27 protein-coding genes are annotated in these 24949 nt (G+C 67.2%); 17 read left to right on the top strand and 10 right to left on the bottom strand.

Features of this window, described 5'->3' with window-relative positions; translation table 11 throughout:
* Positions 1-48: 48 nt before the first annotated feature.
* Entirely contained in the window at positions 49-774 is a 726-nt protein-coding gene (locus AC5P7A_RS04240) for an enolase (protein WP_495219913.1), read from the top strand.
* 72 nt (positions 775-846) lie between these two features.
* On the opposite strand, the gene AC5P7A_RS04235 is transcribed toward AC5P7A_RS04240, so the two are convergent.
* Complete coding sequence (locus AC5P7A_RS04235; RefSeq protein WP_481453132.1) at positions 847-1293, bottom strand: copper chaperone PCu(A)C; 447 nt, start codon at positions 1291-1293, stop codon at positions 847-849.
* 34 nt (positions 1294-1327) lie between these two features.
* On the opposite strand from AC5P7A_RS04235, the gene AC5P7A_RS04230 reads away from it, so the two are divergent.
* The 4 genes from AC5P7A_RS04230 (at position 1328) to AC5P7A_RS04215 (ending at position 5021) form a co-directional block, all read left to right on the top strand.
* Positions 1328-2104 (top strand): enoyl-CoA hydratase/isomerase family protein, encoded by a 777-nt coding sequence (locus AC5P7A_RS04230; protein WP_014646368.1) that lies wholly within the window; start codon positions 1328-1330, stop codon positions 2102-2104.
* 87 nt (positions 2105-2191) lie between these two features.
* Positions 2192-3112 (top strand): acyl-CoA thioesterase II, encoded by a 921-nt coding sequence (gene tesB, locus AC5P7A_RS04225; RefSeq protein ID WP_005408551.1) that lies wholly within the window; start codon positions 2192-2194, stop codon positions 3110-3112.
* 4 nt (positions 3113-3116) lie between these two features.
* A complete protein-coding gene (locus tag AC5P7A_RS04220; RefSeq protein WP_126411833.1) occupies positions 3117-3626 on the top strand; it encodes a pathogenicity-like protein in 510 nt (169 codons plus the stop codon).
* A gap of 177 nt (positions 3627-3803) precedes the next feature.
* Entirely contained in the window at positions 3804-5021 is a 1218-nt protein-coding gene (locus AC5P7A_RS04215; RefSeq protein WP_111205857.1) for an RNA polymerase sigma factor, read from the top strand.
* A gap of 51 nt (positions 5022-5072) precedes the next feature.
* Here AC5P7A_RS04215 and AC5P7A_RS04210 read toward each other — a convergent pair whose 3' ends face one another.
* Positions 5073-5633: an EF-hand domain-containing protein gene (locus tag AC5P7A_RS04210; RefSeq protein ID WP_014646365.1), complete on the bottom strand. Its 561-nt coding sequence runs from the start codon at positions 5631-5633 to the stop codon at positions 5073-5075.
* Between the two features lie 156 nt (positions 5634-5789).
* Here AC5P7A_RS04210 and AC5P7A_RS04205 point away from each other — a divergent pair, with 156 nt between their 5' ends.
* Positions 5790-6545, top strand: a complete 756-nt coding sequence (locus tag AC5P7A_RS04205; RefSeq protein WP_032961379.1) for an arginyltransferase — start codon at positions 5790-5792, stop codon at positions 6543-6545.
* Positions 6546-6583: 38 nt separating this feature from the next.
* Complete coding sequence (locus tag AC5P7A_RS04200; protein WP_495219912.1) at positions 6584-7798, top strand: endonuclease/exonuclease/phosphatase family protein; 1215 nt, start codon at positions 6584-6586, stop codon at positions 7796-7798.
* 83 nt (positions 7799-7881) lie between these two features.
* On the opposite strand, the gene purT is transcribed toward AC5P7A_RS04200, so the two are convergent.
* Positions 7882-9069 (bottom strand): formate-dependent phosphoribosylglycinamide formyltransferase, encoded by a 1188-nt coding sequence (gene purT / locus AC5P7A_RS04195; protein WP_014646362.1) that lies wholly within the window; start codon positions 9067-9069, stop codon positions 7882-7884.
* Positions 9070-9206: 137 nt separating this feature from the next.
* Here purT and AC5P7A_RS04190 point away from each other — a divergent pair, with 137 nt between their 5' ends.
* From AC5P7A_RS04190 to AC5P7A_RS04170, 5 genes are read left to right on the top strand one after another with little or no spacing between them, the layout of a single operon-like run.
* Positions 9207-10088: an SPFH domain-containing protein gene (locus AC5P7A_RS04190; RefSeq protein ID WP_014646361.1), complete on the top strand. Its 882-nt coding sequence runs from the start codon at positions 9207-9209 to the stop codon at positions 10086-10088.
* Positions 10089-10133: 45 nt separating this feature from the next.
* The gene (locus AC5P7A_RS04185; protein ID WP_014646360.1) at positions 10134-10313 is read left to right on the top strand and encodes a type II toxin-antitoxin system antitoxin; all 180 of its coding nucleotides are present in this window, start codon (positions 10134-10136) and stop codon (positions 10311-10313) included.
* Complete coding sequence (locus tag AC5P7A_RS04180; RefSeq protein ID WP_014646359.1) at positions 10310-10489, top strand: DUF4177 domain-containing protein; 180 nt, start codon at positions 10310-10312, stop codon at positions 10487-10489. Before AC5P7A_RS04185 ends, AC5P7A_RS04180 begins: the two co-directional genes overlap by 4 nt.
* Before the next feature lie 3 nt (positions 10490-10492).
* Positions 10493-11086 (top strand): PH domain-containing protein, encoded by a 594-nt coding sequence (locus AC5P7A_RS04175; RefSeq protein ID WP_014646358.1) that lies wholly within the window; start codon positions 10493-10495, stop codon positions 11084-11086.
* A gap of 9 nt (positions 11087-11095) precedes the next feature.
* Positions 11096-11905, top strand: a complete 810-nt coding sequence (locus AC5P7A_RS04170) for a M15 family metallopeptidase (RefSeq protein ID WP_495219911.1) — start codon at positions 11096-11098, stop codon at positions 11903-11905.
* A gap of 154 nt (positions 11906-12059) precedes the next feature.
* Here AC5P7A_RS04170 and AC5P7A_RS04165 read toward each other — a convergent pair whose 3' ends face one another.
* From AC5P7A_RS04165 to AC5P7A_RS04150, 4 genes are all read right to left on the bottom strand, one after another.
* Entirely contained in the window at positions 12060-12431 is a 372-nt protein-coding gene (locus AC5P7A_RS04165; protein WP_014646356.1) for a DUF423 domain-containing protein, read from the bottom strand.
* Positions 12432-12535: 104 nt separating this feature from the next.
* The gene (locus AC5P7A_RS04160) at positions 12536-13609 is read right to left on the bottom strand and encodes a polyketide cyclase (RefSeq protein ID WP_014646355.1); all 1074 of its coding nucleotides are present in this window, start codon (positions 13607-13609) and stop codon (positions 12536-12538) included.
* A 234-nt stretch (positions 13610-13843) separates the two neighbouring features.
* On the bottom strand, positions 13844-14485 hold the full coding sequence (locus tag AC5P7A_RS04155; protein WP_006424175.1) for a response regulator: 642 nt from the start codon (positions 14483-14485) through the stop codon (positions 13844-13846).
* Positions 14485-15681: a sensor histidine kinase gene (locus tag AC5P7A_RS04150; RefSeq protein WP_032961359.1), complete on the bottom strand. Its 1197-nt coding sequence runs from the start codon at positions 15679-15681 to the stop codon at positions 14485-14487. Before AC5P7A_RS04150 ends, AC5P7A_RS04155 begins: the two co-directional genes overlap by 1 nt.
* Before the next feature lie 150 nt (positions 15682-15831).
* On the opposite strand from AC5P7A_RS04150, the gene AC5P7A_RS04145 reads away from it, so the two are divergent.
* From AC5P7A_RS04145 to AC5P7A_RS04125, 5 genes are read left to right on the top strand one after another with little or no spacing between them, the layout of a single operon-like run.
* Positions 15832-16428, top strand: coding sequence for a GNAT family N-acetyltransferase (locus AC5P7A_RS04145; protein WP_014036357.1), 597 nt, complete (start codon positions 15832-15834; stop codon positions 16426-16428).
* Positions 16374-17219: a septum site-determining protein MinC gene (minC, locus tag AC5P7A_RS04140; RefSeq protein ID WP_164077055.1), complete on the top strand. Its 846-nt coding sequence runs from the start codon at positions 16374-16376 to the stop codon at positions 17217-17219. The genes AC5P7A_RS04145 and minC overlap by 55 nt, the downstream gene beginning before the upstream one ends.
* 37 nt (positions 17220-17256) lie before the next feature.
* The gene (gene minD / locus AC5P7A_RS04135) at positions 17257-18066 is read left to right on the top strand and encodes a septum site-determining protein MinD (RefSeq protein WP_005415682.1); all 810 of its coding nucleotides are present in this window, start codon (positions 17257-17259) and stop codon (positions 18064-18066) included.
* A gap of 2 nt (positions 18067-18068) precedes the next feature.
* Entirely contained in the window at positions 18069-18329 is a 261-nt protein-coding gene (gene minE, locus AC5P7A_RS04130) for a cell division topological specificity factor MinE (RefSeq protein WP_005408532.1), read from the top strand.
* 46 nt (positions 18330-18375) lie between these two features.
* On the top strand, positions 18376-18855 hold the full coding sequence (locus tag AC5P7A_RS04125; protein WP_032961355.1) for a hypothetical protein: 480 nt from the start codon (positions 18376-18378) through the stop codon (positions 18853-18855).
* A gap of 209 nt (positions 18856-19064) precedes the next feature.
* Here the strand turns inward: AC5P7A_RS04125 and AC5P7A_RS04120 are convergent, their stop codons facing one another.
* The 3 genes from AC5P7A_RS04120 to AC5P7A_RS04110 all read right to left on the bottom strand — a co-directional run bounded on the left by AC5P7A_RS04120 (position 19065) and on the right by AC5P7A_RS04110 (position 24734).
* Positions 19065-20309, bottom strand: a complete 1245-nt coding sequence (locus AC5P7A_RS04120; protein WP_032961385.1) for a DUF819 family protein — start codon at positions 20307-20309, stop codon at positions 19065-19067.
* Between the two features lie 140 nt (positions 20310-20449).
* Entirely contained in the window at positions 20450-22528 is a 2079-nt protein-coding gene (locus AC5P7A_RS04115) for an alpha/beta hydrolase family protein (RefSeq protein WP_014646349.1), read from the bottom strand.
* Positions 22529-22769: 241 nt separating this feature from the next.
* A complete protein-coding gene (locus tag AC5P7A_RS04110) occupies positions 22770-24734 on the bottom strand; it encodes an OPT family oligopeptide transporter (protein WP_014646348.1) in 1965 nt (654 codons plus the stop codon).
* Positions 24735-24949: the final 215 nt, after the last annotated feature.

Genomic DNA, 24949 nt, shown 5'->3' with positions numbered 1-24949 from the left:
GGTTGCCGGCCAGCGGCCGGCACTACCGATCCCATTCAATGAACTGACATGATCCACCAGACTGAACTGCGCGACCTGCTGCCCGGCATGGTCCCCTTCCCCACCGACGTCTTTCCCGCCGACCAGGCCTGGCTCGGCCAGCACCTGCTGCCGCTGCTGAAGATCGACCTGGGCGTGCTGCGGCCGGAGCTGGCCGGCCAGGTGGCGACAATGCTGTGCCCGATCGAGCCGTACGACGGCTGCATCGGCGAGACCACCGAAGAACACCACAACGATTTCACCGGCACCAACTGGATCGCCTTCGAACTGACCGCCGGCAACGAGATGCGCTTCCTCGGCAATGAGGGCTATTTCATCGGCGAGGCGGTGCAGGACAAGGATGCGCAGGAGCACATCGCGCAGATGCGCGACAGCTACGCCAAGGCCCGCGATTACCATGCCGGGCACGGCCGTCTCGCCTGCTACTCGCGCTACGGCAACGGTGAGGCCAGCGAACGCGACTACCTGGATACGCTGGGCGGACCGATAGGCTTCGGCAACTGGACCGAGACCGCGGAGATTCCCGCGGCCTTCGAACTGGGCTTCACCGACGCTGCCGATGACCCAAACGCTGCGGACGATGCCGAAACGGTGATCATCACCCGCAACGGCAACAAGTTCTTCGCCGTGGCCGGCGTAGCCGGCTACAACTGGTGCGCCACCGGCGCCGATGCGATCGTGATGCTGTACGAGCCGGAAAGCCGCACCGTGCTGTTCTCGTACGACTGGTCGTAAGGCCCTGTGGTAGTGCCGGCCGCTGGCCGGCATTGCCCGTGCTGCCGGCCAGCGGCCGGCACGACCATCCCGCTACGGCGCAGCCTTGCGTACGGCCAGCGTCGCACTTGCTTCGCCGCCGCCTTCCAGCTGCAGCCGTAGCGGCACCGCCTGCCCCTCCTTCAGCGCGCCCTTGCCCTGCATCAGCATCAGGTGCAGGCCACCGGGCTTGAGCTCGGCACGTGCACCCGGCGCCAGCGGCAGGCGCTCGATCGCGCGCATCCGGCTGACCCCATCCGTGATCGTGGTTTCGTGCAGCGACACATCATCGAAGCTGCTGCTGGTCGCGCCGGTGATCACCACCGCCTTGCCGCAGCCGTTGTGGATGACGCCGTAGCCAGCGGTCATCGGCATTGCCGGATTCGGTGGCAACCGCGCCCAGCCCTGATCCACCGTGACGCAGCCCGATTCCGCCGCCGAGGCCGATGCTGCGGCCGCACACAGAAGCCACAGTACGCCAACGAATGGTTTGGTTATCATCGCCCAGGTTCCTTCTTCGCAACGAGACCGCAGCATGACGACGCTCATCGAGGTGATCAACCATGGCCCCATCCGCGAACTGCGCCTGGCGCGGCCGCCGGTCAACGCACTGGACACCGACCTGTGCCGGCAGTTGATCCATGCCATCGAGCTGGCCATGGCCGAAGACGCGCACGGCATCGTGCTGTCGGGCAGCGAGCGCATCTTCACCGGCGGCATGGACGTGCCGCACCTGCTCTCGCATGGCGATGACAAGCACAAGCTGCTGGACACCTGGAACGCCTTCTTTGGCGCCGTACGCACGCTGGCCGAGAGCCGCATCCCGGTGGTCGCGGCGATCACCGGCCACGCCCCGGCGGGCGGCTGCGTGCTGGCCCTGTGCTGCGACTACCGGGTGATGGCCCGCAGCGCCGATCCGTCGCGGCCATATGCCATCGGCCTGAACGAGGTGCAGGTGGGCCTGATCGCGCCGGAGGGCATCCAGCGCCTGCTGCGCCGTGCGGTGGGCGTGCACCGCGCCGGCGTGCTGCTGACCACCGGTTCGCTGGTACCGGCCGAACAGGCGGTGCAGATCGGCCTGGTGGATGAGCTGGCAGAGGGGGACCTGGTGGTGGCACGCGCGATTGCCTGGCTGCAGGACCTGCTCAGGCAGCCGCGCCAGCCGATGCTGCTGACCCGCGCCATCGCCCGCGCCGACCTGCACGTGGCGCTGCAGCCGGACCTGATCCAGCTCGACCGTTTCGTCGAGGCCTGGTTCGCCCCGGACGCACAGAACGCCCTGCAGGCCCTGGTAGCCCGGCTGGGCAAATAGCGGTTGCCCCGCCCGGGGTCAGATCCCTTTCGCCGGGCGAAAGGGATCTGACCCCTGACCGGTATAATCAGGCCCTCTTTCACTGCTGTGGCCGCCCCCTTGAACGACACGCCCGAACCCGTCGTCTCCGAGCTGATCGACCTGCTCACGCTGGAGCGGCTGGAGGACAACCTGTTCCGCGGGCAGAGCCGCGACATCGGCACCAAGTACGTGTTCGGCGGGCAGGTGCTGGGCCAGGCGCTGGCCGCGGCACAGGCCACGGTCGACAACGGCCGCCACGTGCACTCGCTGCACGCCTATTTCCTGCGCGCCGGCAACATCGACCACCCGATCGTCTACGACGTGGACCGTACCCGCGACGGCGGCAGCTTCTCGGTGCGCCGGGTCACCGCGATCCAGCACGGCAAGGTGATCTTCTTCTGCGCGGCATCGTTCCAGCAGGCCGAGACCGGCGCCGAGCACCAGCACAAGATGCCCGAAGTGCCGCAGCCGGAAGACATCGAACCGAACCGGCCGCTGCCGGCCGAAGTGCTGGAGCGGCTGCCGATCAAGGTGCAGCGCTGGCTGTCGCGCGGCGGCCCGTTCGAATTCCGCCACGTCTACCCGCGCGACGAACTGAACCCGCCCAAGCGCCCGCCCTACCACCAGGTGTGGCTGCGCCTGAGCGAGCCGGTCGGCGATGCTCCGGAACTGCACCAGGCCCTGCTGGCCTATGCCTCGGACTTCCACCTGCTGGGCACGGCGACGTTCCCGCACGGCATCAGCTACTACCACCCGCACGTGCAGATGGCCTCGCTCGACCACGCGATCTGGTTCCACCGCCCGTTCCGTGCCGACGACTGGCTGCTGTACTCGCTGGACAGCCCCAGCGCGCAGGATTCGCGCGGCCTGGCCCGCGGCCAGTTCTTCACCCGCAATGGTGTGCTGGTGGCCAGCACCGCGCAGGAGGGCCTGATCCGCGTGGTTCCCGACCAGGCTGCCGCGGCCGCCGTGCCGGCCAAGGAGTAAACCCATGCGCCAGATCTTCAGCAGCCAGCGCGTGGAAACCGTCGAAGGCGTGGCCGAGCTCCTGCGCGGGCATGGCATCGACGTCAAGGTGACCAACGGGCGCTCGTACAAGACCCGTCGCCGCGGCCAGTTCAGCTATACCGACCTCGGCAACGCCAACGCCTACCCGGCGGTATGGATCGTGCGCGCCGACGACCAGCCGCGTGCACGCGAGATCCTGCGTGAGGCGCGCCTGCTCGACACCACCCGCCGCGACCATCCGACCGCCGAGTTCGCCTTCCGCGACACGCCGGAACAGGGCAGCGGCGGCCGCAGCTGGGCCTGGCGCATCCGCATCGCCCTGCTGGTGGTGATCGCCGGCGTGGCGCTGGTGATCGGCCTGCGCCATCGCGGTGCCCCGGCCCCGGCAGCACCGGCCCCTGCCCCGCAGGCCCAGCCGCAGCAGGCGCAACCGGCCCCGCAGGCCGCAGCGGAAGAGGAAGAAGTCCGGGTCCGCATCCAGCCATCGAAATAACCCACGGGTCGTACCCGCCGCTGGCCGGCAACTGCAAAAAGGGGACGGAGGGGATTAAGTCGTTTGTGGCACAAACGACTTAATCCCCTCCGTCCCTTTTTTGTCAGCACAGGAAGTCGGTCACATTGGGCGCGCGGCTCCGTCATGGGACACAATCCCAGCAGGAGAGCCGCCGCCATGACGACGTTCGCCGCATCGATCGACCAGACCCTGGAACGCGAACTGCCCGCCGCCGCCAGCGGTTGCCAGCACGCCTACGGCCGTATCGTGCTGGCCTGCCAGAACACGGTCACCGCCATCGCCCTGGCCATCACCCGCGACCGCCAGGCCAGCGAGGACATCGCCCAGGAGGCCTTCGTGAAGGGCTGGCAGCAGCTGCACCAGCTGCGCAGCGCGACCAGCTTCCTGCCGTGGCTGCGGCAGATCACCCGCAACCTGGCCCGCGACTGGCTGCGTGCGCAACGTGGCCGGCCGCTGACCGGCGAGGCCGCGGAGGTGGCGATGGGCATGGCCGCCGACCCGGCCCCAGGTGCGGCTGATCGCCTGCAGCGGGTGGAAGAGGAGATCGCCGCCGAGGACATCATCTCCGCCCTGCCCGCTGACAGCCGCGAAGTCCTGTTGCTGTACTACCGCGAAGGACAGCGCTCGCAGCAGGTCGCCGACCTGCTCGGGCTCAGCGATGCGGCCGTGCGCAAGCGCCTGTCGCGTGCACGTGCCCTGGTGCGCGAAGGCCTGCTGCAGCGCTTCGGCGAATTCGCGCGCAGTAGTGCACCAAGCGCCGCATTCGCCACCGCCGTGGTGTCGATGGTGCTGGTGGCCGCACCCGGCACCGCCAGTGCAGCGGTGCTGCTCGGCACCGGCGTCGGCATCGGCGGCAGCAAGCTCGGCCTCGGCGGCGCCAGCGTTGCCGGTGGAACCGCGATGGGCTCGTTGACCGCCACCCTGGGCCAGTTGCATGTGCTGCCGGCCGAAAGCTGGGGGGCGGTGATCGGCGGCGTGGTGGGTGGCGCGATCGGCAGCTACCTCGGCGGGCGCTTCCTGATGTCGTACACCGAAACTGCGGCAGAGCGGGCCGATGTGCGCCGCTTCCTCTACCTCAACATCACCACCGGCATGTTCTGGTGCCTGGCGATCCTGCTGGCTGTGGTGCTGCAGGCACCGGTCTGGACGCAGCTGACGGTGCTGGCGGTCGGGTTGGGCGTGGTCAACTACCAGTGCCTGGTGACGCTGCAGCGGGTGATGGCACCGATGATCGCGCGCGATTCGGCGCGGCGCGGGCGAACCGGCATCAACTGGAAGTTCGAATCGATGTACGGCCGCACCGCCATCATCGCCATGAACCTGATGGTCATTGCGCTTGTGGCGTACTCGCTGATGCGCAGCGGCCGCTTGTAACGGACAACGCCGGCAGTGCCGCCGGCGTTGTCGTCATCACTGCATTGACCCTCAGCGCTGCGGCTTCGGTGCGCCGCCGTCGCGCGGACCGCCATGGCGCGGGCCTCCATGCATCGGGCCCTTGGCCGCATCAAACTCGGCCTTGCTCAGCTGGCCGTCCTTGTTGGTGTCGGCGGCGGCGAACCAGGCATCACGATGCTGCTTCATGCGCAGCTCGCGGTCGGCCTTGTCCAGGTAGCCGTCCTTGTTCAGATCAAGCTGGTCGAAGCGCGCGGCCAGGCGCGGATCGGCCTTGGCTTCCTCGCGGCTGATGCGGCCATCCTTGTTGACGTCCAGCGCGGCCCAGCGCTCACCGCCGTGGCCACGACGGCCATGCTGCCAGCGCGGCAGCTCGTCGCGCGAGAGCTTGCCGTCCTTGTTCTTGTCCAGCTCGTCGAACTTCGCGGCCAGGCGCGGGTTGGCGGCCGCCTCGCTGCGGTCGATCACGCCGTCACCGTTGGTGTCCAGCTTGGCCGGGCGCGGTGCCGGCGTGGCCGGGGTGTCGGCCGCCAGCGCGATACCGGATGCGGAGGTGCCGAGCAGCAGGGCCAGCAGCAGGGGGGTACGGATCATGAGGTCACTCCTGGGAATGGGAACAGCGTCGGGGTGATCACTTCACCCTCGGGGGACAACAACGCCCGGGCGCGACGTCGGTTGACGCTACTGCCGATTCCATTCATCCGGCGGACAGTCGCCGCCACTGCGACAACCTGGGGCTATGCTGTGCCCATGGCGATACATGGCGACAGAGACGACGAACTGCGACTTTTCCAGACCGGCGAGCACCCCTGCGGGTACTGGTCGGACCGGGTGGCACGCGACCTGGTGCTGGACCCGAACGACCGCCGCCTCGGCGCGCTCTATCCACTGGCACTGAGCTGGGGCTTCCGCCGCAGCGGCGACCTGGTCTACCGGCCGCATTGCGCGCACTGCCAGGCCTGCGTGGCGGTGCGCATCCCGGTGGCCCGCTTCGCCCCGGACCGCAGCCAGCGCCGCTGTGCCACCCGCAATGACGACCTGGAGGTGCGGATCACCGCCGCCACCGCCCGCGATGACCTGTTCGCGCTGTACCACCGCTACCTCACCCACCGCCATGCCAACGGCGGCATGGACGACCACGGCCCGCACGAGTTCGAGCAGTTCCTGATCGGCAGCTGGTCGCACACCCGCTTCATGGAGATGCGCCTGCCCGGCCACGACGGCCAGCCCAGCCAGCTGTTGGGGGTAGCGGTGACCGACGTCACCGAGCACGGCCTGTCGGCGGTCTACACCTTCTTCGACCCGGACCACGCCGCGCGCGGGCTGGGCACCTTCGCGATCCTGCAGCAGATCGAGTGGGCGCGCCGCGAGGGCCTGCCGCACGTGTATCTGGGCTACTGGATCCGCGGCCACCAGAAGATGGACTACAAGCGCCGCTTCCATCCGCTGGAAGCCTACGATGGCCGCCGCTGGCACGATTTCGACAAGGATCTGGACGGGCGCTGACAAACCGCTGACACCGGGCCGGGTGCACAATACGGCCCATGAACATGACCCGCCGCCATCCCCTGATCCTCGCCCTGGCCCTGCTCTGCGGCGCCACCGCCCCTGCCTTCGCCACGTCCCCTGCGATGACCGAAAAGCCGTCCGCTGCGCTGCGCCTGGCCACCTACAACACCTCGCTGTACTCCGATGACGCCGGTGGCCTGATCAAGGAGCTGGAAGGCGACAGCGAACACGCGCGCAAGATCGCCGCAGTGCTGCAGCAGGTGCGCCCGGACCTGGTGCTGCTGAACGAATTCGACTTCGACGACGCCCATCGCGCCGCCGACCTGTTCCAGAAGCGCTACCTGGAGGTCGCCCAGCCCGGTGGCGGCAAGCCGCTGCACTTCGCCTACCGCTATCTGGCACCGGTCAACACCGGCGTGCCCAGCGGCCTGGACCTGGACAACAACGGCGTGGTCGGTGGCGAAGGCCGCAGCCGCGGCAACGATGCCTGGGGCTACGGCCTGCACCCGGGCCAGTACGGCATGCTGGTGCTGTCGCGCTACCCGATCGACGAAGCCAGGGTGCGCAGCTTCCAGCTGCTGAAGTGGAGCGCGATGCCGGGCGCGATCCGACCGGTCGATCCACGTACCGGCCAGAGCTTCTACAACGACCATGTGTGGTCGCAGCTGCGCCTGTCGTCGAAGTCGCATTGGGACGTGCCGGTGAAGACCCCGGCCGGCGTGGTGCACGCGCTGGTGTCGCACCCGACCCCGCCGGTGTTCGACGGCCCGGAAAAGCGCAACGCGGCGCGCAACCATGACGAACTGCGCCTGTGGCAGGAATACCTGTCCAAGGGTGACAAGCCATGGCTGTGCGACGACAAGGGTCAGTGCGGCGGCCTGGCCCAGGACGCGCGCTTCGTGATCCTCGGCGACCTCAACAACGACCCGGTCGATGGCGATGGCCGCCATGAGGCGATCGTCGAACTGATCGAGAACGCCCGCGTGCTGCGCTACCCCACCCCGCGCAGCGTCGGTGGCGAGCAGACCAGCCTGGCCTATGCGGCCAAGGGCATCGAGCGCAAGGGCGCACCGTTCCATGCCACCGGCGATTTCGGCCCGAAGTCCGGCACCATGCGCCTGGACTACGTACTGCCCTCGACCGGTTTCGAATATGTCGGCAGCGGTATCTTCTGGCCGGCCAGTGAAAGCCCGGAAGCGAAGATCGCCGACGGCAGCGACCACCACCTGGTGTGGGTGGACGTGCGGTAGAGTCGACGGCCCTGAAAAGGGGACGGAGGGGATTAAGTCGTTTGTGGCACAAACGACTTAATCCCCTCCGTCCCCTTTTTGCTTTACGGGCGCAGTTCGACGCCGATGGCGTCGGCGGCATCTCGCGCGATGGCGCGCGCCTCGTCGATGGTTTCCGCGCGCGCCAGGGTGACACCGACGCGGCGATGGCCATGCACGCTCGGCTTGCCGAACAGGCGTACGGCAGTATCCGGCACCTGCAATGCAGCGGCGACGTTGTTGAAGTACGGCACGCCCTCGCCGTGTGCCAACAGCGCGCACGACGCCGACGGGCCGCTCTGGCGGATCACCGGGATCGGCAGGCCGAGGATGGCGCGCGCATGCAGCGCGAACTCGCTCAACTCCTGCGATACCAGCGTCACCAGGCCGGTGTCGTGCGGGCGCGGCGACACTTCGCTGAACCACACTTCGTCGCCCTTCACGAACAGCTCCACGCCGAACAGGCCCCAGCCGCCAAGGTCGTCGGTGATCGCACGTGAGATCTCCTCGGCACGTGCCAGTGCCGCGCTCGACATCGGCTGCGGCTGCCAGCTTTCGCGGTAGTCGCCATCCTTCTGCAGATGGCCGATCGGCGCACAGAACGAGGTGCCACCGGCATGGCGGACGGTCAGCAGGGTGATCTCGTAATCGAAATCGATGAAGCCTTCGACGATGCAGCGGCCGGCACCGGCGCGGCCACCGGTCTGCGCGTAGTCCCAGGCCGGGGCGATGTCCGCCTCGCTGCGCAGGGTGCTCTGGCCCTTGCCTGAGGACGACATCACCGGCTTGACCACGCACGGCAGGCCGATGGCGGCGACGGCAGCACGGTATTCGGCCTCGGTATCGACGAAGCGGTACGGCGAGGTCGGCAGGCCCAGGGTTTCGGCGGCCAGGCGACGGATGCCTTCGCGATCCATGGTCAGGCGTGCGGCGCGCGCGGTCGGGATCACCCGCAGGCCCTGCTCCTGTTCCAGCTGGACCAGGGTCTCGGTGTGGATGGCCTCGATTTCCGGCACCACCAGGTGCGGCTGCTCCTGGGCGATCAGCGCCCGCAGCGCCATCGCATCGAGCATGTCGATCACGTGCGAGCGGTGCGCGACCTGCATGGCCGGGGCGTCGGCATAGCGATCGGCGGCGATCACCTCCACGCCCAGCCGCTGCAGCTCGATGGCCACCTCCTTGCCGAGTTCGCCCGAGCCCAGCAGCAGCACGCGGGTGGCGGAGGGGGACAACGGCGTTCCAAGCTTGGCCATGGCGGTTCCAGCAGCGATGTGAAGGCGGGAGGGCATTCTAGCTGGCCGGGCACCCTGACCATGGCATCCGACGAACGGTAGTGGACAGGTGATATCACTTTGATATCTTAAATTTGAACCCTCAAGGACGTACCGCCATGAAAGAGAAGTCGCTGTCTTCCCTCAACGGCCTCGGCACGCTGGTCGGCGCCCTGCTCGTCGGCCTCGCCGGCGCCGCCCTGTTCGTGGTGGGCGTGGCAGCCAAGGCCAGCACCGGCTCGCCCAGCCTGCTGCTGATGCTGCTGGGCGCCCTGCTGGTGGCGCTGGGCGTGTTCATCCTGGCCGGTCTGTACACCATCCAGCCCAACCAGGCGGCGGTCCTTAGCCTGTTCGGCAAGTACGTGGGCACGGTGAAGGACAACGGCCTGCGCTGGAACAACCCCTTCTTTGCCAAGCGCCGGGTCAGCCAGCGCGTGCGCAACTTCGAGAGCGGCAAGCTGAAGGTCAACGAGCTGGACGGCAGCCCGATCGAGATCGCCGCGGTGATCGTCTGGCAGGTGGTCGACGCCTCCGAGGCCGTCTACAACGTGGACGACTACGAGAGCTTCGTGCACATCCAGTCCGAATCGGCGCTGCGTGCGATGGCCACCAGCTATCCCTACGACCAGCACGAAGATGGCCAGCTGGCCCTGCGCAGCCATGCCAGCGAGATCTCCCAGCACCTGAAGAACGAGCTGGCCGAACGCCTGGCCGACGCCGGCGTGCAGGTGATCGACGCACGCATCAGCCATCTCGCCTACGCCGCCGAAATCGCCCAGGCGATGCTGCAGCGTCAGCAGGCCAACGCGGTGATCGCCGCACGCACGCGCATCGTGGCCGGTGCGGTGGGCATGGTTGAAATGGCCCTGGCCGAACTGCAGAAGAACGGCGTGGTGCAGCTGGATGAAGAACGCAAGGCGCACATGGTCAGCAACCTGCTGACCGTGCTGTGCTCGGACCGCGGTACCCAGCCGATCGTCAACGCCGGTTCGCTGTACTGAACCACCCTCGCAACGGGGTGCCCCACCACCCCGCCAGGAGCTTGCATGAGTGAGAAGAAAGCCTACCCGCTGCGCATCAATGCCGACGTCCTGGCCGCCGCGCAACGCTGGGCTGACGACGAGCTGCGCAGCCTCAACGCACAGATCGAATACGTGCTGCGCGACGCCCTGCGCAAGGCAGGACGCCTGCCGAAACCCACGCCATCTTCGGGGGACAAGGAATGAGCAAGCGCTGGAGCTACCAGACGATCGAGGTCAAGACGTCCATGATGGGCCAGCTCAAGGCCGAGGACATCCAGAGCGAACTGAGCCGCCAGGGCCAACTGGGCTGGGAGCTGGTCAACATCATCATCCCCGCACCGATGCGCCCGGCGATGCTGGTATTCAAGAAGGAGGCCTGAGCCATGGGTGCCAGCGATCCAAAGCAGTACGAGGTGGCCGAGAGTTCGCCGTTGCGCGTGCTGTGGATCGTGCTGCCCCTGCTCGCCGCCTTCGTGGCCTGCCTGTATGCGCAGTTGTACAAGGCACCGGCCACGGCGCCCTGGATCGAAGTAACGCTGTCGCCGCCCTGGTTCCGGATGGGCGGCAGTGCCGCCTGGAGTCTGCTGGTGATCGCCGCGCTCGGCATCGGGTTGGGCGCGGCGTTCTTCCGCCGCCGGGTGGAACTGGCCGACGACGTGCTGGACGTGCGCTCGACGATGTACCGCCGCCGCGTTCCGGTGGCACAGCTGCGGCTGGACCAGGCCGAGGTGGTCGACCTGCAGCGTGACCGCCGCTATGGCATTCGTTTCAAGACCAATGGCTATGCGATGCCGGGCTTCTATTCCGGCCACTTCCGCCTGCAGGGCGGCGGCAAGGGGTTCGCGCTGGTCACCGACCGCACGCGCGTTCTCGCCCTGCCGGTCAGCGATGGCAGCACGCTGCTGCTCAGCCTGGAGCGGCCGCAGGTGCTGCTGGACGCACTGCGCAAGGTGGCCGCACCGGCGCCTCGGCGGTAAGCTGCGGCGATGCAACGACGCGCCCCCCTGCTGATCAATACCGAGGCCATCGAGCTGTGGCCCGCCCACCTGCTGCGCGCACGAAGCAACCTGGATGCCCGCCTGCTGTCGCAGGCACAGTGGGTGCTGCGGCGCAAGCGCGATGGCCGCTACCTGGCGGCGGTAACGACGCATGGCGTGCATTCGCTGGTGCCACACCTGCCGCGCGAGCCCGGGGCCGAGGACGCACTGGCGCTGCTCGATGCAGCGGCGGCACGTCCGTTCGGCGCTGCGCTGCAGGAACAGTGGCTGCCGCTGGCCGGGCTGCAGCAGCGCCTGCAGCAGCTCGGCCTGGACCCGCAGCGCTACGCCGACGACAGCGGCCTGCCGCTGGAGCCCGAACCGTGCCTGCTGCATTTTGCCGGCCGCGACCGCTTCGCCCGGCCGCTATGGCTGCGCCGTGGCGCCGCGCAGGGCTGGCGACGGATGCGACTGCACGCGGCACGGGATGGCATTGCGCTGGACGCGATCTCCGGCTTCCGCAGCCATGCCTACCAGCTGGGCATCTTTGAACGGAAACTGGCGCGCGGCCTGAGCGTGGCGGAGATCCTGAAGGTCAATGCCGCCCCGGGTTTCAGCGAACACCACAGCGGCCACGCGCTGGACATCGGCACACCGGGCGACGCCCCGGCCGAGGAATCATTTGAAGCCACCGACGCGTTCGCCTGGCTGCAGGTGCATGCCGGCGGGCATGGCTTCCATCTGAGCTACCCACGCGACAACCCGCACGGCATCGTCTACGAACCCTGGCACTGGTGCTGGAGGCCGGCCAACAGCTGAGCCCCTCGTGGCGCCCGCACGCGGAATGGAACGAGAGAGCGAAGACAAAAGCGGGCCGCTTCGCTCGAAGCCGAGCATGGCTCGGCTCTACAGCAGCTGCCGCGCGACGCCCCCATGTCGTGCCGAGCCATGCTCGGCTGTACCCGGATTGCCGTCACCGCCTCAACGCATTGATCGCCAGCACCACCCAGCCGGCCATCATGCTGGTGCCACCGATCGGCGCCATCCGCGTCGGCCACTGCCACAGCGCCCCGCCCACCAGGCTGCCTGAAAACAACAGCACACCCAGCAGCAGCACGTACAGCGCCAGGTGTGCGATCGCCCCGTGCGCGCGCGGCCCGAGTGCCACCAGTACCGCACCATGCGCGAACGCGTACAGCGCCGCCATGTTCAGGTGCTGCTGCGCCAGCGGATCGGCCACGCCATGCGAGGCGTAGGCGGACAGGCCGATCGAGGCAGCGGCCAGCAGCGCCCCCAGGCAGGCGAGCAGGGACGGCTTACGTGCACGACGTTCGAGATTGAACATGGGGGCTCCTTGCGCAGCGCCCCTTGCCGGGCGCCGGATCAAAAAAAACGCGCCGCAATGAGCGGCGCGTTTTCGTGTCCAACACTACATGGGTCAGCCGAGGCTTACTTGACGGCCCAGTAGATGTCGTAGGTCGCTTCCGGGGTGAACGACTTGTCGATGCCGTCCTTCCAGGTTTCGTACGGGCGGTCGATGACTTCGTTGCCCGAAGTCACGGCCCAGGCACGCAGGCCGTTGCGGGCCACGTCCAGACCCGCCATGTGGCCGGTGTAGGCCGCATGCGCCGAACGGTGCGGAGCAACGTGCACGTACTTGACCGGAGCGCCGCCGTCGATCTTGACGGTCAGCTCATCGGCAGCAGCACCTTCAGCACCCTTCTTCTTCACCGGCTGGGCGATGTCGAAGGCGTACTTCTCCTGGCCGAAGTCGGTGGTGATGATGCGGAACGGGCCGGCGGCTTCAAGGCCATTGGCCTCCATCACGCGCTTGATCCACTCCTGGTTGTCCTTGATGGACTTGGTGATGGTGTCCTGACCGCGGTCCACGTTGCCGGCGTTGACCACCAGCAGGTTCTCGGCCGGCACTTCAACGATGGCCAGGTCGGTCAGCGGGGCTTCCGGCGTGCGGTAGTCCACGTTCGGCACGGTTGCGAGCATGTTGGCGATGCGCGACAGGCCCAGCTTGATGTCGTCGCCGATCTGGCGGCTGACATACAGGCCGGCGTAACGGCCGAACAGGTCGAAGCCGTACTTCACCGAGTAGTCCTGGGTGATCTTGACGTTGCGACCGCCCTTGCCGGTCGGCTCCAGGTTGAAGGTGGTGACCTTGTCGTGACCCTTGGTGGCGTCTTCGATGGCGATCACAACACGCTTGTTCTCTTCGGCTTCGGTGATCTTCCAGGAACCGGTGCCCAGGTCCTTGGAGGTGAAGTCGAGGGTGGCACCGGTACCGGAGGCCGGGCCGGACAGCTTCAGTTCAACGGCGGGATCGCGCAGTACCAGCGGGTTCCAGTCCTTGAAGCGGCGCAGGCTGCTGACCGTGTCGTACACGATCGTCATCTTGCGGTTGGTCTCGATGCTTTCGGTGATGTGACGCTCGCCCGGCAGACATACGCCAATGATGACGAACAGGCCAGCCACGATCCCCAAGGCGATCAGGAACTCGATAATACGGGTCATTCAGAGAGTCTCCGGGGCCGATCCCACGGCCGGGTTGATTGAAGCGAAGCGCCAATCCTAGCAGGCTTCGCGGGCATTGTTTATCGGGATTGGCGCACCGGTTTCCCTGCCGGCTGCGTATTTGTATGGACAAAGAATTCGAAGGGTAACGCATACCGCTACCCGGCAAGTAGGGGGCAACCTTGGCAGGAACCCGCAACTACGAACCAAGTCTTTGTACTTGAACGATTTTCTTCAGACCAGCTGGAGTTCGAACGCCTTCAGTACGGCACGCGTACGGTCGCGCACGCCCAGCTTGGACAGGATGTTGGACACGTGGTTCTTGATGGTGCCTTCGGCCACGCCCAGCGAATTGGCGATCTCCTTGTTGGAGAAGCCGCTGGCCATCAGCCGCAGGATCTCGGTCTCGCGGTCGGTCAGCGGGTCCGGGCGGTCCAGGCTGACGAACTCGTTGCGCATGTGCTCCAGGCCGGACAGCAGGCGCTGGGTCACCGCCGGCTGCACCAGCGAACCGCCGTCGGCCACGGTACGGATGGCACCGACCAGCTGCGCCAGGGTGACATCCTTGAGCAGGTAGCCCTTGGCACCGGCCTTGAGCCCGGCCAGCACCAGCTGGTCATCGTCGAACGTGGTGAGGATGATGGTCGGCGGCAGCTGTTCCTGCCGCGACAGCACCTGCAGTGCCTCCAGACCGGACATCACCGGCATGCGCATGTCCATCAGCACCACGTCGGGGCGCACCTGCGGTATCAGCTCGACCGCCTGCCGGCCGTCGCCGGCCTCGGCCACCACCTCGATGCCGTCGTCGAGCGCCAGCAGGGAGCGGATTCCCTGCCGCACCAGGGTTTGGTCGTCGACCAGGCAGACGCGAATCATCAACGCACTCCTTCAGGAACCTTGGTAAGGGCCGCCACCAGCACCGTTGCCGGCACCGTCGCCCGCAGCCGGAAGCCTTCTCCGGGACGGGTTTCGATCTGCAGCTGGCCACCACATTGTTGCAGGCGCTCGCGCATGCCGCGCAAGCCATTGCCTACATTGACCATATCCGCGCCGACGCCGTCGTCGCGGGCCTCCACCACCACCCGGTCGGGGGCTTCACGGTACACCTTGATCCACAGGTGGCGGGCGCCGGCGTGGCGCACCGCGTTGGTAATGATCTCCTGGGTACAGCGCAGCAGCACGTGGGCCCGCTGCGGGTCTTCCACGTTCAACGGATCCTCGATCTCCAGCTGGATGTCCAGCGAGGGCACGTTCTCGGTCAGCGGGCGCAGCGCCGCGGCCAGATCGATCGCGCCGGTCTCGCGCAGCTGGCTGACCACCTCGCGCACATTGCCCAGCAGCAGCTTGGCCAGCGCGTGCGAGCGCTTCACGTGGTCCAGCGCCTGGCCCTCGGCCAGGTGGCCGGCGACCTCCAGGTTCAGGGTCAGCGCAGTCAGCTGGTGGCCCAGCAGGTCGTGCAGCTCGCGCGAAATGCGGGTGCGCTCGTTGACCCGCGCGCTCTCGGCCAGCAGGGCGCGGGTGGCACGCAGCTCCGAATTGAGCCGGCGCTGCTCGTCGCGGGCCTCGGTCTGCTGCCGTGCAACCAGGCTGGTCACGAAGATGAACATGGAGAAGCCGCCGTACAGCAGCGACTGCATCACCGCTTCGAACAGCGGGAAGCGCAGCAGCAGGTAATAGACCGGCGCCACCGCCAGCTGGCTGACCAGCAGCCACAGCACCCCCAGCCGTACCGACAGCATCCACGGAATGACCCCGGCGGCCACCATCATCAGGATGCTGCCCAGGCCCGAACCGCTGAGGAAACTGACCCCCAGCGCCGAGACCGTCAGCAACAGCAGCAGGCCGCGGTCCAGCCAGCTGGTGTGGCTGTCGCTGCGCAGGATGCGGGTCAACCAGTAGTAGGCCGTGCCGAAGGACAGGTAGGCGACGAACAACAGGATCGCCCAGCCGCCCATGTCACCGCGGCTGTGCAGGTTCTCGAACTGCGAGTACGCCAGGGGCAGGCCGACCATGACCCAGGTGAACAGGCCGGCCAGGCGGAGGACGCGGGTATGGCTGAGGACTCCCAACATGCCAGCACTCTACGGGCCGCGCCTGCGCACCGCACCCCACGGAAGTCATGCCTGCCCGGTCGCCTGTTCATGCCGCAGCCCACCCCGGGCATGCAATAATCGTGCGCAGGGTCCCTTGATGGACCAACCGCGTTACCCCACGGAGTCACAATGTCGATTGTCATCCGCGACGTGCGCGAGCACGAGCTCGATTCCGTCCTGGCTTTGAACAACAACGCTGGCCTGGCCATCCTTCCCCTGGATGCGGCCCGCCTGCGCCTGTTCTATGAAACCGCTGAGTATTTCCGCGTCGCCGAGCGCGACGGCAACCTGGCCGGCTTCCTGATCGGCTTCGGCAGCGACAGCCAGCACGACAGCAGCAATTTCGCCTGGTTCAAGCAGCAGCTGGACACCCCGTTCTTCTATATCGACCGTATCGTGGTCGCCAGCCGCCGTCGTGGCGGTGGCGTCGGGCGTGCGTTCTACGCCGACGCGCAGAGCTTCGCCGAGCTGCGCTACCCGCAGATGACCTGCGAAGTCTTCCTCGACCATGGCGCCGATGCCGCCCTGCTCTTCCACGGCAGCTTCGGCTTCCGCGAGCTGGGCCAGAACACCATGCCGCAGGTCGATGTGCGCGCCAGCATGCTGGCCAAGGAACTGTGCAGCTACCCGTGGGTCCAGGAGACCTACGGCGACAAGCTGCCGGATGTGGCATGGACACGCGCCCGGCAGCTGCCGGCGCAGGCACAGCGGCCGACGGGGACCTGAGCGTGGCGGTGAATTTCGATTACGAACAGGCCGGTGAACTGAAGATCGGCCAGGTGGGCATCGCCAACCTGCGCATCCGTACCCTTGATGTCGAACGCCTCGTGCAGGAAATGCGCGAGCGCGTGACCCGCGCCCCGAAGCTGTTCGGCCGCGCCGCGGTGATCCTCGACTTCGGCGGCCTGAGCCAGGTGCCGGACGTGGCCACCGCGCAGGCGCTGGTCGACGGCCTGCGCAGCGCCGGGGTGCTGCCGGTGGCGCTGGCCTACGGCACCAGCGCGGTCGACCTGCTCTCCCAGCAGCTCGGCCTGCCGCTGCTGGCCAAGTTCCGCGCGCAGTACGAGCGTGCCGAGGGCGAACCGGCCCCGCCGCCGCCCGCACAGGAACCGCGCCGGGCAGCCCGTGCCGAACCGAAGCCAGCTCCGGCGACGCCGGTGGCCAAGGTGGCCGACGCCGCTGCACCGCAGCCGGGCCGCATGCAGCTGGGCAACGTGCGTTCGGGCCAGCAGCTGTACGCGGAAAACTGCGACCTGACCGTGATGGCCACTGTCGGCGCCGGCGCCGAGGTCATCGCCGATGGCAGCATCCATATCTACGGCACCCTGCGCGGCCGCGCGCTGGCAGGGGCCCAGGGCAACACCGCGGCACGCATCTTCTGCCGTGATTTCCATGCGGAACTGGTGGCCATTGCCGGCCACTACAAGGTACTGGACGATGTTCCGGACAACCTGCGCGGCAAGGCCGTCCAGGTGTGGCTGGAACAGGACCAGATCAAGATCGCTGCGCTGGACTGACGCAGCACCAAACTCATGCAGAACCAGGAGAAGTCCTTTGGCTGAAATCATCGTAGTCACCTCCGGCAAGGGCGGCGTCGGCAAGACCACTTCCAGCGCGAGCCTGGCCTGCGGCCTGGCGCGGCGCGGCAAGAAGGTGGCGGTGATCGACTTCGACGTCGGCCTGCGCAACCTCGACCTGATCATGGGCTGCGAACGCCGCGTGGTGTACGACTTCGTCAACGTCGTGCACGGCGAAGCCACCCTCAAGCAGGCCCTGATCAAGGACAAGCGCTTCGACAACCTGTACGTGCTGGCGGCCTCGCAGACCCGCGACAAGGACGCACTGACCCAGGAAGGCGTGGGCAAGGTCCTGAAGGACCTGGCCGCCGACGGCTTCGACTACATCATCTGCGACTCCCCGGCCGGCATCGAGAAGGGCGCCTTCCTGGCGATGTACTTCGCCGACCGCGCGGTGGTGGTGGTGAACCCGGAAGTGTCGTCGGTGCGCGACTCCGACCGCATCATCGGCCTGCTCGATTCGAAGACCCACAAGGCCGAATCCGGCCAGGACGTGCCGGCCTTCCTGCTGCTGACCCGCTACACCCCGCTGCGCGTGGAAAGCGGCGAGATGCTGAGCATCGCCGACGTCGAGGAAGTCCTCGGCCTGAAGGCGATCGGCGTGATTCCGGAATCGGGCGACGTGCTCAACGCCTCCAACAAGGGCGAGCCGGTCATCCTGGATGTCGAATCCGCTGCCGGCCAGGCCTATGAAGACGCCGTCGCGCGCATCCTCGGCGAAGAACGCCCGATGCGCTTCACCAACGTCGAGAAGAAGGGCTTCTTCAGCAAGCTGTTCGGAGGGTAAGCATGGGCCTGTTTGATTTCCTCAAAGCGAAGAAGACCACCGCCGAAACCGCCAAGAACCGCCTGCAGATCATCATCGCGCAGGAACGCAGCCACCGTGGTGGCCCGGACTACCTGCCGCTGCTGCAGCGCGAGCTGCTGGAAGTGATCAAGAAGTACGTGAACATCGACGTCGATGCGGTGAAGGTCGACCTGGTGAAGGATGGCCAGCACGATGTGCTGGACATCTCCGTGGCGCTGCCGGAAGGCCCGGACAAACCCTGATCCCCTGCCCCGCCCGTGCCTGCATGGGCGGGGCTGCCTGACCCGCATGACCGATACGACAACCGCCGTGGACATCACCTGCGTGGGCGACATCGCCTTCGCCGATGCGCAGTGCCTGCTCGCCGCGCATGGCCTGCGGCTGCACCACGTGGCCGCCGGCGAGCCGATTCCCGGCAGCTACTGGGGCGAGCCCGAGGCGGGCATCATCGCCAGCAACGTCTACGTGCGCGATGACACGCCCGTGCACTCGATGCTGCATGAGGCCTGCCACCTGATCGTACTGCCGCCGGAGCGGCGGGCGCAGGTGCATACCGATGCCACCGACTCGGTGGCCGAGGAAGACGCGACCTGCTACCTGCAGATCGTGCTGGCCGGGCAGCTGCCCGGCGTCGGCAGCCAGCGGCTGATGGCCGACATGGATGCCTGGGGGTATACGTATCGGCTGGGATCTACCCAGGCGTGGTTCGAGCAGGACGCCGAAGACGCGAAGGCATGGTTGATCGAACGCGGGTTGCCGGTGGCGTAAGGCGCTGGCGCGGTTGGCCACGGGCGCGTGGCGACGCGCCGGACCTTGCGGCGCCCCTCTTTCCACTCGGCGCGGTTCGAGCAGGACGCCGAAGACGCGAAGGCATGGTTGATCGAACGCGGGTTGCCAGTGGCGTGATTCACCGGGAACCGGGGTCAGATCCCTTTTGCGTCGCAAAAGGGATCTGACCCCATCACCCCGTCGCCGTATCAGCCCTGCCCGGCCAGTGCGCGCAGGGTGATGCCGACGATGTAGGCCAGGTAGGTGCCGGTGGCATAGCCCATCGTGCCCAGCAGCACGCCCACCGGCGCCAGGGCCGGATGGAACGCGGCCGCCACCACCGGCGCCGAGGCCGGGCCACCGATGTTCGACTGCGAACCGATGGCGAAATAGAAGAACGGCACCTTCAGCAACTTGCCCAGGCACCACAGCAGCACGATGTGCACGGCAATCCAGATCAGGCCAAGCAGGAACAGCCACGGGCGATCCAGCAGCGCCAGCAGATCCATCTGCATGCCGATGCAGGCGATCAGGAAGTACAGCAGCAACGAACCCAGCCGCGATGCACCCGCCCCTTCCAGGTTGCGTGCGCGGGTGAAACTCAGGCTCAGGCCCAGCGTGGTCGACAGCACCACCACCCACACGAACGGCGCGTCCAGGCTGAACTGCGACGCCCAGCTGACGTTGGCCTTGAACCAGGCCGCCAGCGGCGCACCGATCGCATGCGACAGGCCGACGCCGCCGAAGGCCACCGCCACGATCAGCATCAGATCGGTCAGGCTGGGAATGCGTTCGTGCTCGGCCTGGAAGCGCGCGATGCGTTCCTTCAGTTCATCGATGGCCGAGGTATCAGCGCCACTGCGTGCATCGATCTTCGCTGCACGTCCTGCCAGGAAGATCAGCGCGGCCATCCACACGTAACCGACGCCGACATCGACCACCGCGAACTGGCCAAAGGTGGTCGCGTTGACGTCGAACACTTCGCGCATCGCCAGCATGTTGGCACCACCACCGATCCAGCTGCCGGCCAGTGCCGCCATGCCGGCCCAGGTATCGCCGGCCACGGTGTCGGGATGGATCGCGCGCATCACCAGGAACGCCACCACCGCACCGAGCATGATGCTGGCCGAGGCGCCCAGGTACATCAGTACCAGCTTCGGGCCGAGCCGCAGGATGCCCTTGATATCCACTGCCAGGGTCAGCAGGATCAGCGCCGCCGGCAACAGGATGTCGCGCGCGATCGGGTTGTAGAGCTTGGTGTTCTGGCCGTCGATCAGGCCGACGGTGTTGTAGATGCCGGGAATCAGGTAGCACAGCAGCAGCGCTGGCACGAACGTATAGAAGCGCTTCCACAGCCCCTGCTCGCGCGAGGCGGTCCAGAACACGGCGCCAAGAGTGGCGGCGATCAAACCGAAGACGACGATGTCGTTCTGGATCAGGGCAGTCGAAGGCATGCAGGCGCTCTGGTAGAGCCGGCCGCTGGCCGGCTGCTGGTGGCGGCAGATCAGGAAGGTGTGCCGACCAACGGTCGGCACCCACCGGTAAAGCAGATGGTGAAACAGAAGCGCCGCCCCGGAGGGCGGCGCCGCAACCATCAGTTGCCGATGTGCTGCTTCAGCCAGGCATTGACGGTGTCATGCCACAGGATGCTGTTGTTCGGCTTCAGCACCCAGTGGTTTTCATCCGGGAAGTACAGGAACTTCGATTCGATGCCCTGGCGCTGGGCAGCGGTGAACGCGGCCAGGCCCTGCTCGACCGGGATGCGGAAGTCCTGCTGGCCGTGGATGACCAGGATCGGCTTCTTCCAGTCCGCCACGTGGTTGACCGGGTTGAACTTCTCGTAGTTCGCCGCCTTCTGGTACGGCGTACCGCCCTGCTCCCACTCGGTGAACCACAGTTCTTCGGTGGCGTAGCCCATCATGCGCTGGTCGAACACGCCGTCATGGTTGACCAGGCACTTGAACGGGCCGTTCCAGTTGCCGGCAATCCAGTTGACCATGAAGCCGCCGTAGCTGGCGCCCAGCGCACAGGCCTTGTCACCATTGAGGAAGGAATACTTCTTCAGCGCCGCATCCCAGCCCTTCTGCAGGTCTTCCAGCGGGCGGTCGCCCCAGTGCTGGCTGATCGCATCGGTGAACGCCTGGCCGTAGCCGGTGGAGCCGTGGAAGTCGATCATCACCACCGCATAGCCCTGGCCCGCGTAGGTCTGCGGATTCCAGCGGTAGCTCCAGCCATTGCCGAAGCTGCCCTGCGGGCCGCCGTGGATCAGGAACGCGACCGGGTACGACTTGCCTTCCTGGTAGTTGTGCGGCTTGACCACGTAGCCATGCACGGTGTCGTTGTTCCAGCCCTTGAACTCGAACTGTTCGTAGTCGCCGAAGCTGACATCCTTGAGCACCTCACCAGCGGCCGGGGTCAGCGCGCGCAGCTCGCCGATGGCTTCGCCCGCGGCCGGCAGCAAGCCAACCAACACCTGGTCGTTGCTCTTCAGGCTGTTGCGGGTGATCGCCACGCTGTTGCCGGCCACATCCACCGAGGTCACGCTGCCGTCGCCGATCAGCTTGGTGGCCTTGCCGCTGGCCACGTCGATCTGGAACAGCGGGTGTTCGCCGAGGTCATCGGCCGTGGTGTAGATGCTGGCGCCGTCGGCGGACAGGGTGATGCCGCCAGCCGAACGATCCCACTGCGGGGCGATCTCTCGGGTCTTGCCACTGGCCAGGTCCATCGCCATCAGGCCGAAACGGTCAGCCTCGAAGCCCGGGCGCTTCATCGCGCGGTAGAACAGGGTCTTGCCGTCGGCACTGAACACCGGGCCGGCATCCCAGGCCGGGTTGGAGGCGGTCAGGTTGACCGGCGCCTGCTTGCCCGCCGCGTCGAAGCGGTACAGGTCGAAGTTGGTCGACCACGGCTCCTGCTTGCCGGCCACGCGGATGCTGGCGACCACGCTGGCGCCATCCGGCGACCACGCGAAATCATCATTGCCGCCGAACGGCTTGGACGGGGCATCACCGTCGATGGTGGCGCTCAGCGCGGAAGCGCCCTTGACCGGACCGGCCTTGGCTGCCGGCAGCGGCGCGACGAACAGGGTGTTGCGGCGGCCGTCGTTCCAGGTATCCCAGTGGCGCACGAACAGCGAATCGAAGACCTTTCCACTGGCCTTGGCGCCGGCGACGTCCTTGAGCTTCTTCTCGGTGCAGGTCAGGTCCGAGGCACAGGCCTGGAACACGCCGGCGCTGAACAGCACGCGGTCGTCCTGCGGCGACACGTGGTAGCTGTCCACGTCGACCGGGAAGTCGGTCAGCTGGCGCGGGGCGCCGCCGCTGACCGGCTGCGCGTACAACTGCTGGCTGCCGTTCCTGGCGCTGAGGAAATACACGGTCTGGCCATCGGCCGACAGCGAAGCGGAATTGACGTTCCAGCCGGCCGGGGTGATCTGCTTCGGCGGCGCTGCGTCGCGGGTACGCAGGTTGCGCGCGTACAGCGCGGTGGAGGCCTTCAGGTTGGCATCCACGCTGCGCTTGGCGAACACCACGGTGCCGCCGTCAGCGGTCAGTACCGGCGCGGAGACGCGGTCCATGGCCACCATGTCGCGGACTTCCAGGCCACGGGCAGCGGCGACGCTGGGCAGGGCGGCCAGCAGGCTCAGTGGCAGCAGGGCATGACGCAGTTTCATCGGGGTCTCCGCAGGACGGCAAAAAACCGATGGTAGGCCCGTGCGGCCGGGGCTGCCAAGGCCATCGGTCATGGCTGCCGGTGGGGCGCGGCCCCGCCGCCAGAAAAAGCAAACCGCGCCGTGGCGCGGTTTGTGGGGACACCGGGGTCGGATCCGATTCCGACGGAATCGGCTCTGACCCCAGACGCTGTCAACCCGGGGTTAGAGCCCTTCCCTGCGGGAAGGGATCCGACCCCAACCCTTACGCCATGGCGCGCTTGCCGGTGCGGTAGATCAGCCAGCCGACCAGGAACAGCACGGCCAGGCCGATCCACTGTGCGCCCGGCAGGTGGAACGGCACGGCCAGCACGTCGGCGCGACTGCTCACCACGATCGGAATCGCGATGGCGATGCCCATCAGCGCTTCGCCGGTGATCAGGCCGGCGGCGAACAGCACGCCCGGCTTGTGCACGCGGTCGCGGCCTTCTTCGTCATCGGCACGCACCTTGTGGAAGCGCTCGACCAGGTAGGCGATCAGGCCGCCGAGGAAGATCGGCACCATCAGTTCCAGCGGCAGGTAGATGCCGATGGCGGCGGCCAGCACCGGCACGCGGAAGCGGGCGTTGCGCGACTTCAGCCAGCTGTCGAAGGCGATGATGGCGGCACCGACCACGGCACCGATGCCGATGAAGGTCCACGGCAGTTCACCACCGAACAGGCCCTTGGCCACCGAGGCCATCAGGTTGGCCTGCGGCGCCGCCAGCGCGTTCGGGTGCAGCTCCGACTTCACGCCGATGCCGTAGGCGGTGGCCAGCAGGTTCAGCACCGGGGCCATGATCAGCGCGCAGGAGAACGCACCGATGCCCAGCATCAGCTGCTGCTTCCACGGGGTGGCACCGACGATGTAACCGGCCTTGAGGTCCTGCAGGTTGTCACCGCCGACCGCTGCAGCACAGCACACCACCGCGCCGATCATGATCGCGGCCACCGCGCCCAGCGGCGCGCCGAAGGCGCCGACCGGCTGCAGGCCATCCTTGCCCAGCAGCACGACCAGCACGGCCGAGGCGAACAGGATGGTGGAGATGGTGATGCCCGAGACCGGGTTGTTGGACGAACCGATCAGGCCGGCCAGGTAGGCCGAGACCGAGACGAACAGGAAGCCGGCGACGATCATGATGAGGGTCATCGGGATGGACACGTGCCACTGCCCGACGATGGCCTGGTACAGGGCCAGCAGCGGCAGCACGAAGACCACCAGGGCGACGAGCATCCACTTCATCGGCAGGTCGCGCTCGGTGTGCGCCAGCACCGGGCCACCGCTCTTGCGGGCGGCGGCAAAGCCGCTCTTGACACCGTTGAGCAGCGACTTGCGCAGCGAGATCAGGGTCCAGATGCCACCGATCAGCATCGCACCGACGCCCAGGTAGCGCATCTTCGCGCCCCAGATGGCGAACGCTGCCTCGGTGGACGAGGCCGCGGCAACCGACGCGGCCAGCGCCGGATCGGTGTTCATGAAGAACGCCTGGTAGATCGGGATGGCGATGTGCCAGGTCAGGATCGAGCCGGACACCACCACGATGCCGACGTTGAGGCCGACGATGTAGCCCACGCCCAGCAGTGCCGGCGACAGGTTGGTGCCGATGAAGGCGGTGACCTTGGAGCTGCCGACGTAGGCCGAGGTGGCCCAGGCATCGGGAATCAGGCGCATGCCGCTTTCCGCGGCCAGCTTGACGAAGGCACCGATCACCGCCGACAGGCCGAGGATCTTCAGGCCCGGGCCCGGGTTCTCACCGGCCTTGAGCACTTCGGCCGCAGCCTTGCCTTCCGGGAACGGCAGCGGGTCTTCGACGATCATCGAACGGCGCAGCGGCACCGAGAACAGCACGCCCAACAGGCCACCGAGGCCGGCGATGCCCAGCACCCACCAGTACTTGAAGTCCGGCCAGTAGCCCATGATCACCAGCGCCGGGATGGTGAAGATCACACCGGCGGCGATCGACGAACCGGCCGAGGCGCCGGTCTGCACGATGTTGTTCTCGAGGATGGAGCCACCGCCCAGCAGGCGCAGCACGCCCATGGAAATCACCGCGGCGGGAATGGCGGTGGCGATGGTCAGGCCTGCGAACAGACCGAGGTAGGCGTTTGCGGCCGACAGCACCACCGCCAGCACGATGGCCAGGGCCACTGCGCGGAAGGTGAGCTGCTTGGGCGCAGCGTCGTGGTTCATGGGAGCCCCTGCTGGCAAAAAATCCCCTGCACGCTAGCGTTCAGGAGGCGGCAAGTCCAGTGCGGTTCGGGAGGGTTGCGGCCAGGTCGGCAGTGAGATAGTCGTTTCTGGCCAAACTCGGCCAACGCATCAAGCGCGTGAGGCACATCCCGGAGGGCTGCCGGGCCTCGCGGTCTCTTTGTCCTGCAGGGGCCAGGCCAACCAGTACTGCAGCA

This window comes from Stenotrophomonas sp. YJH_SMC_65 (genome assembly GCF_059369475.1).
This window is presented reverse-complemented; position numbering and strand designations above follow the sequence as displayed.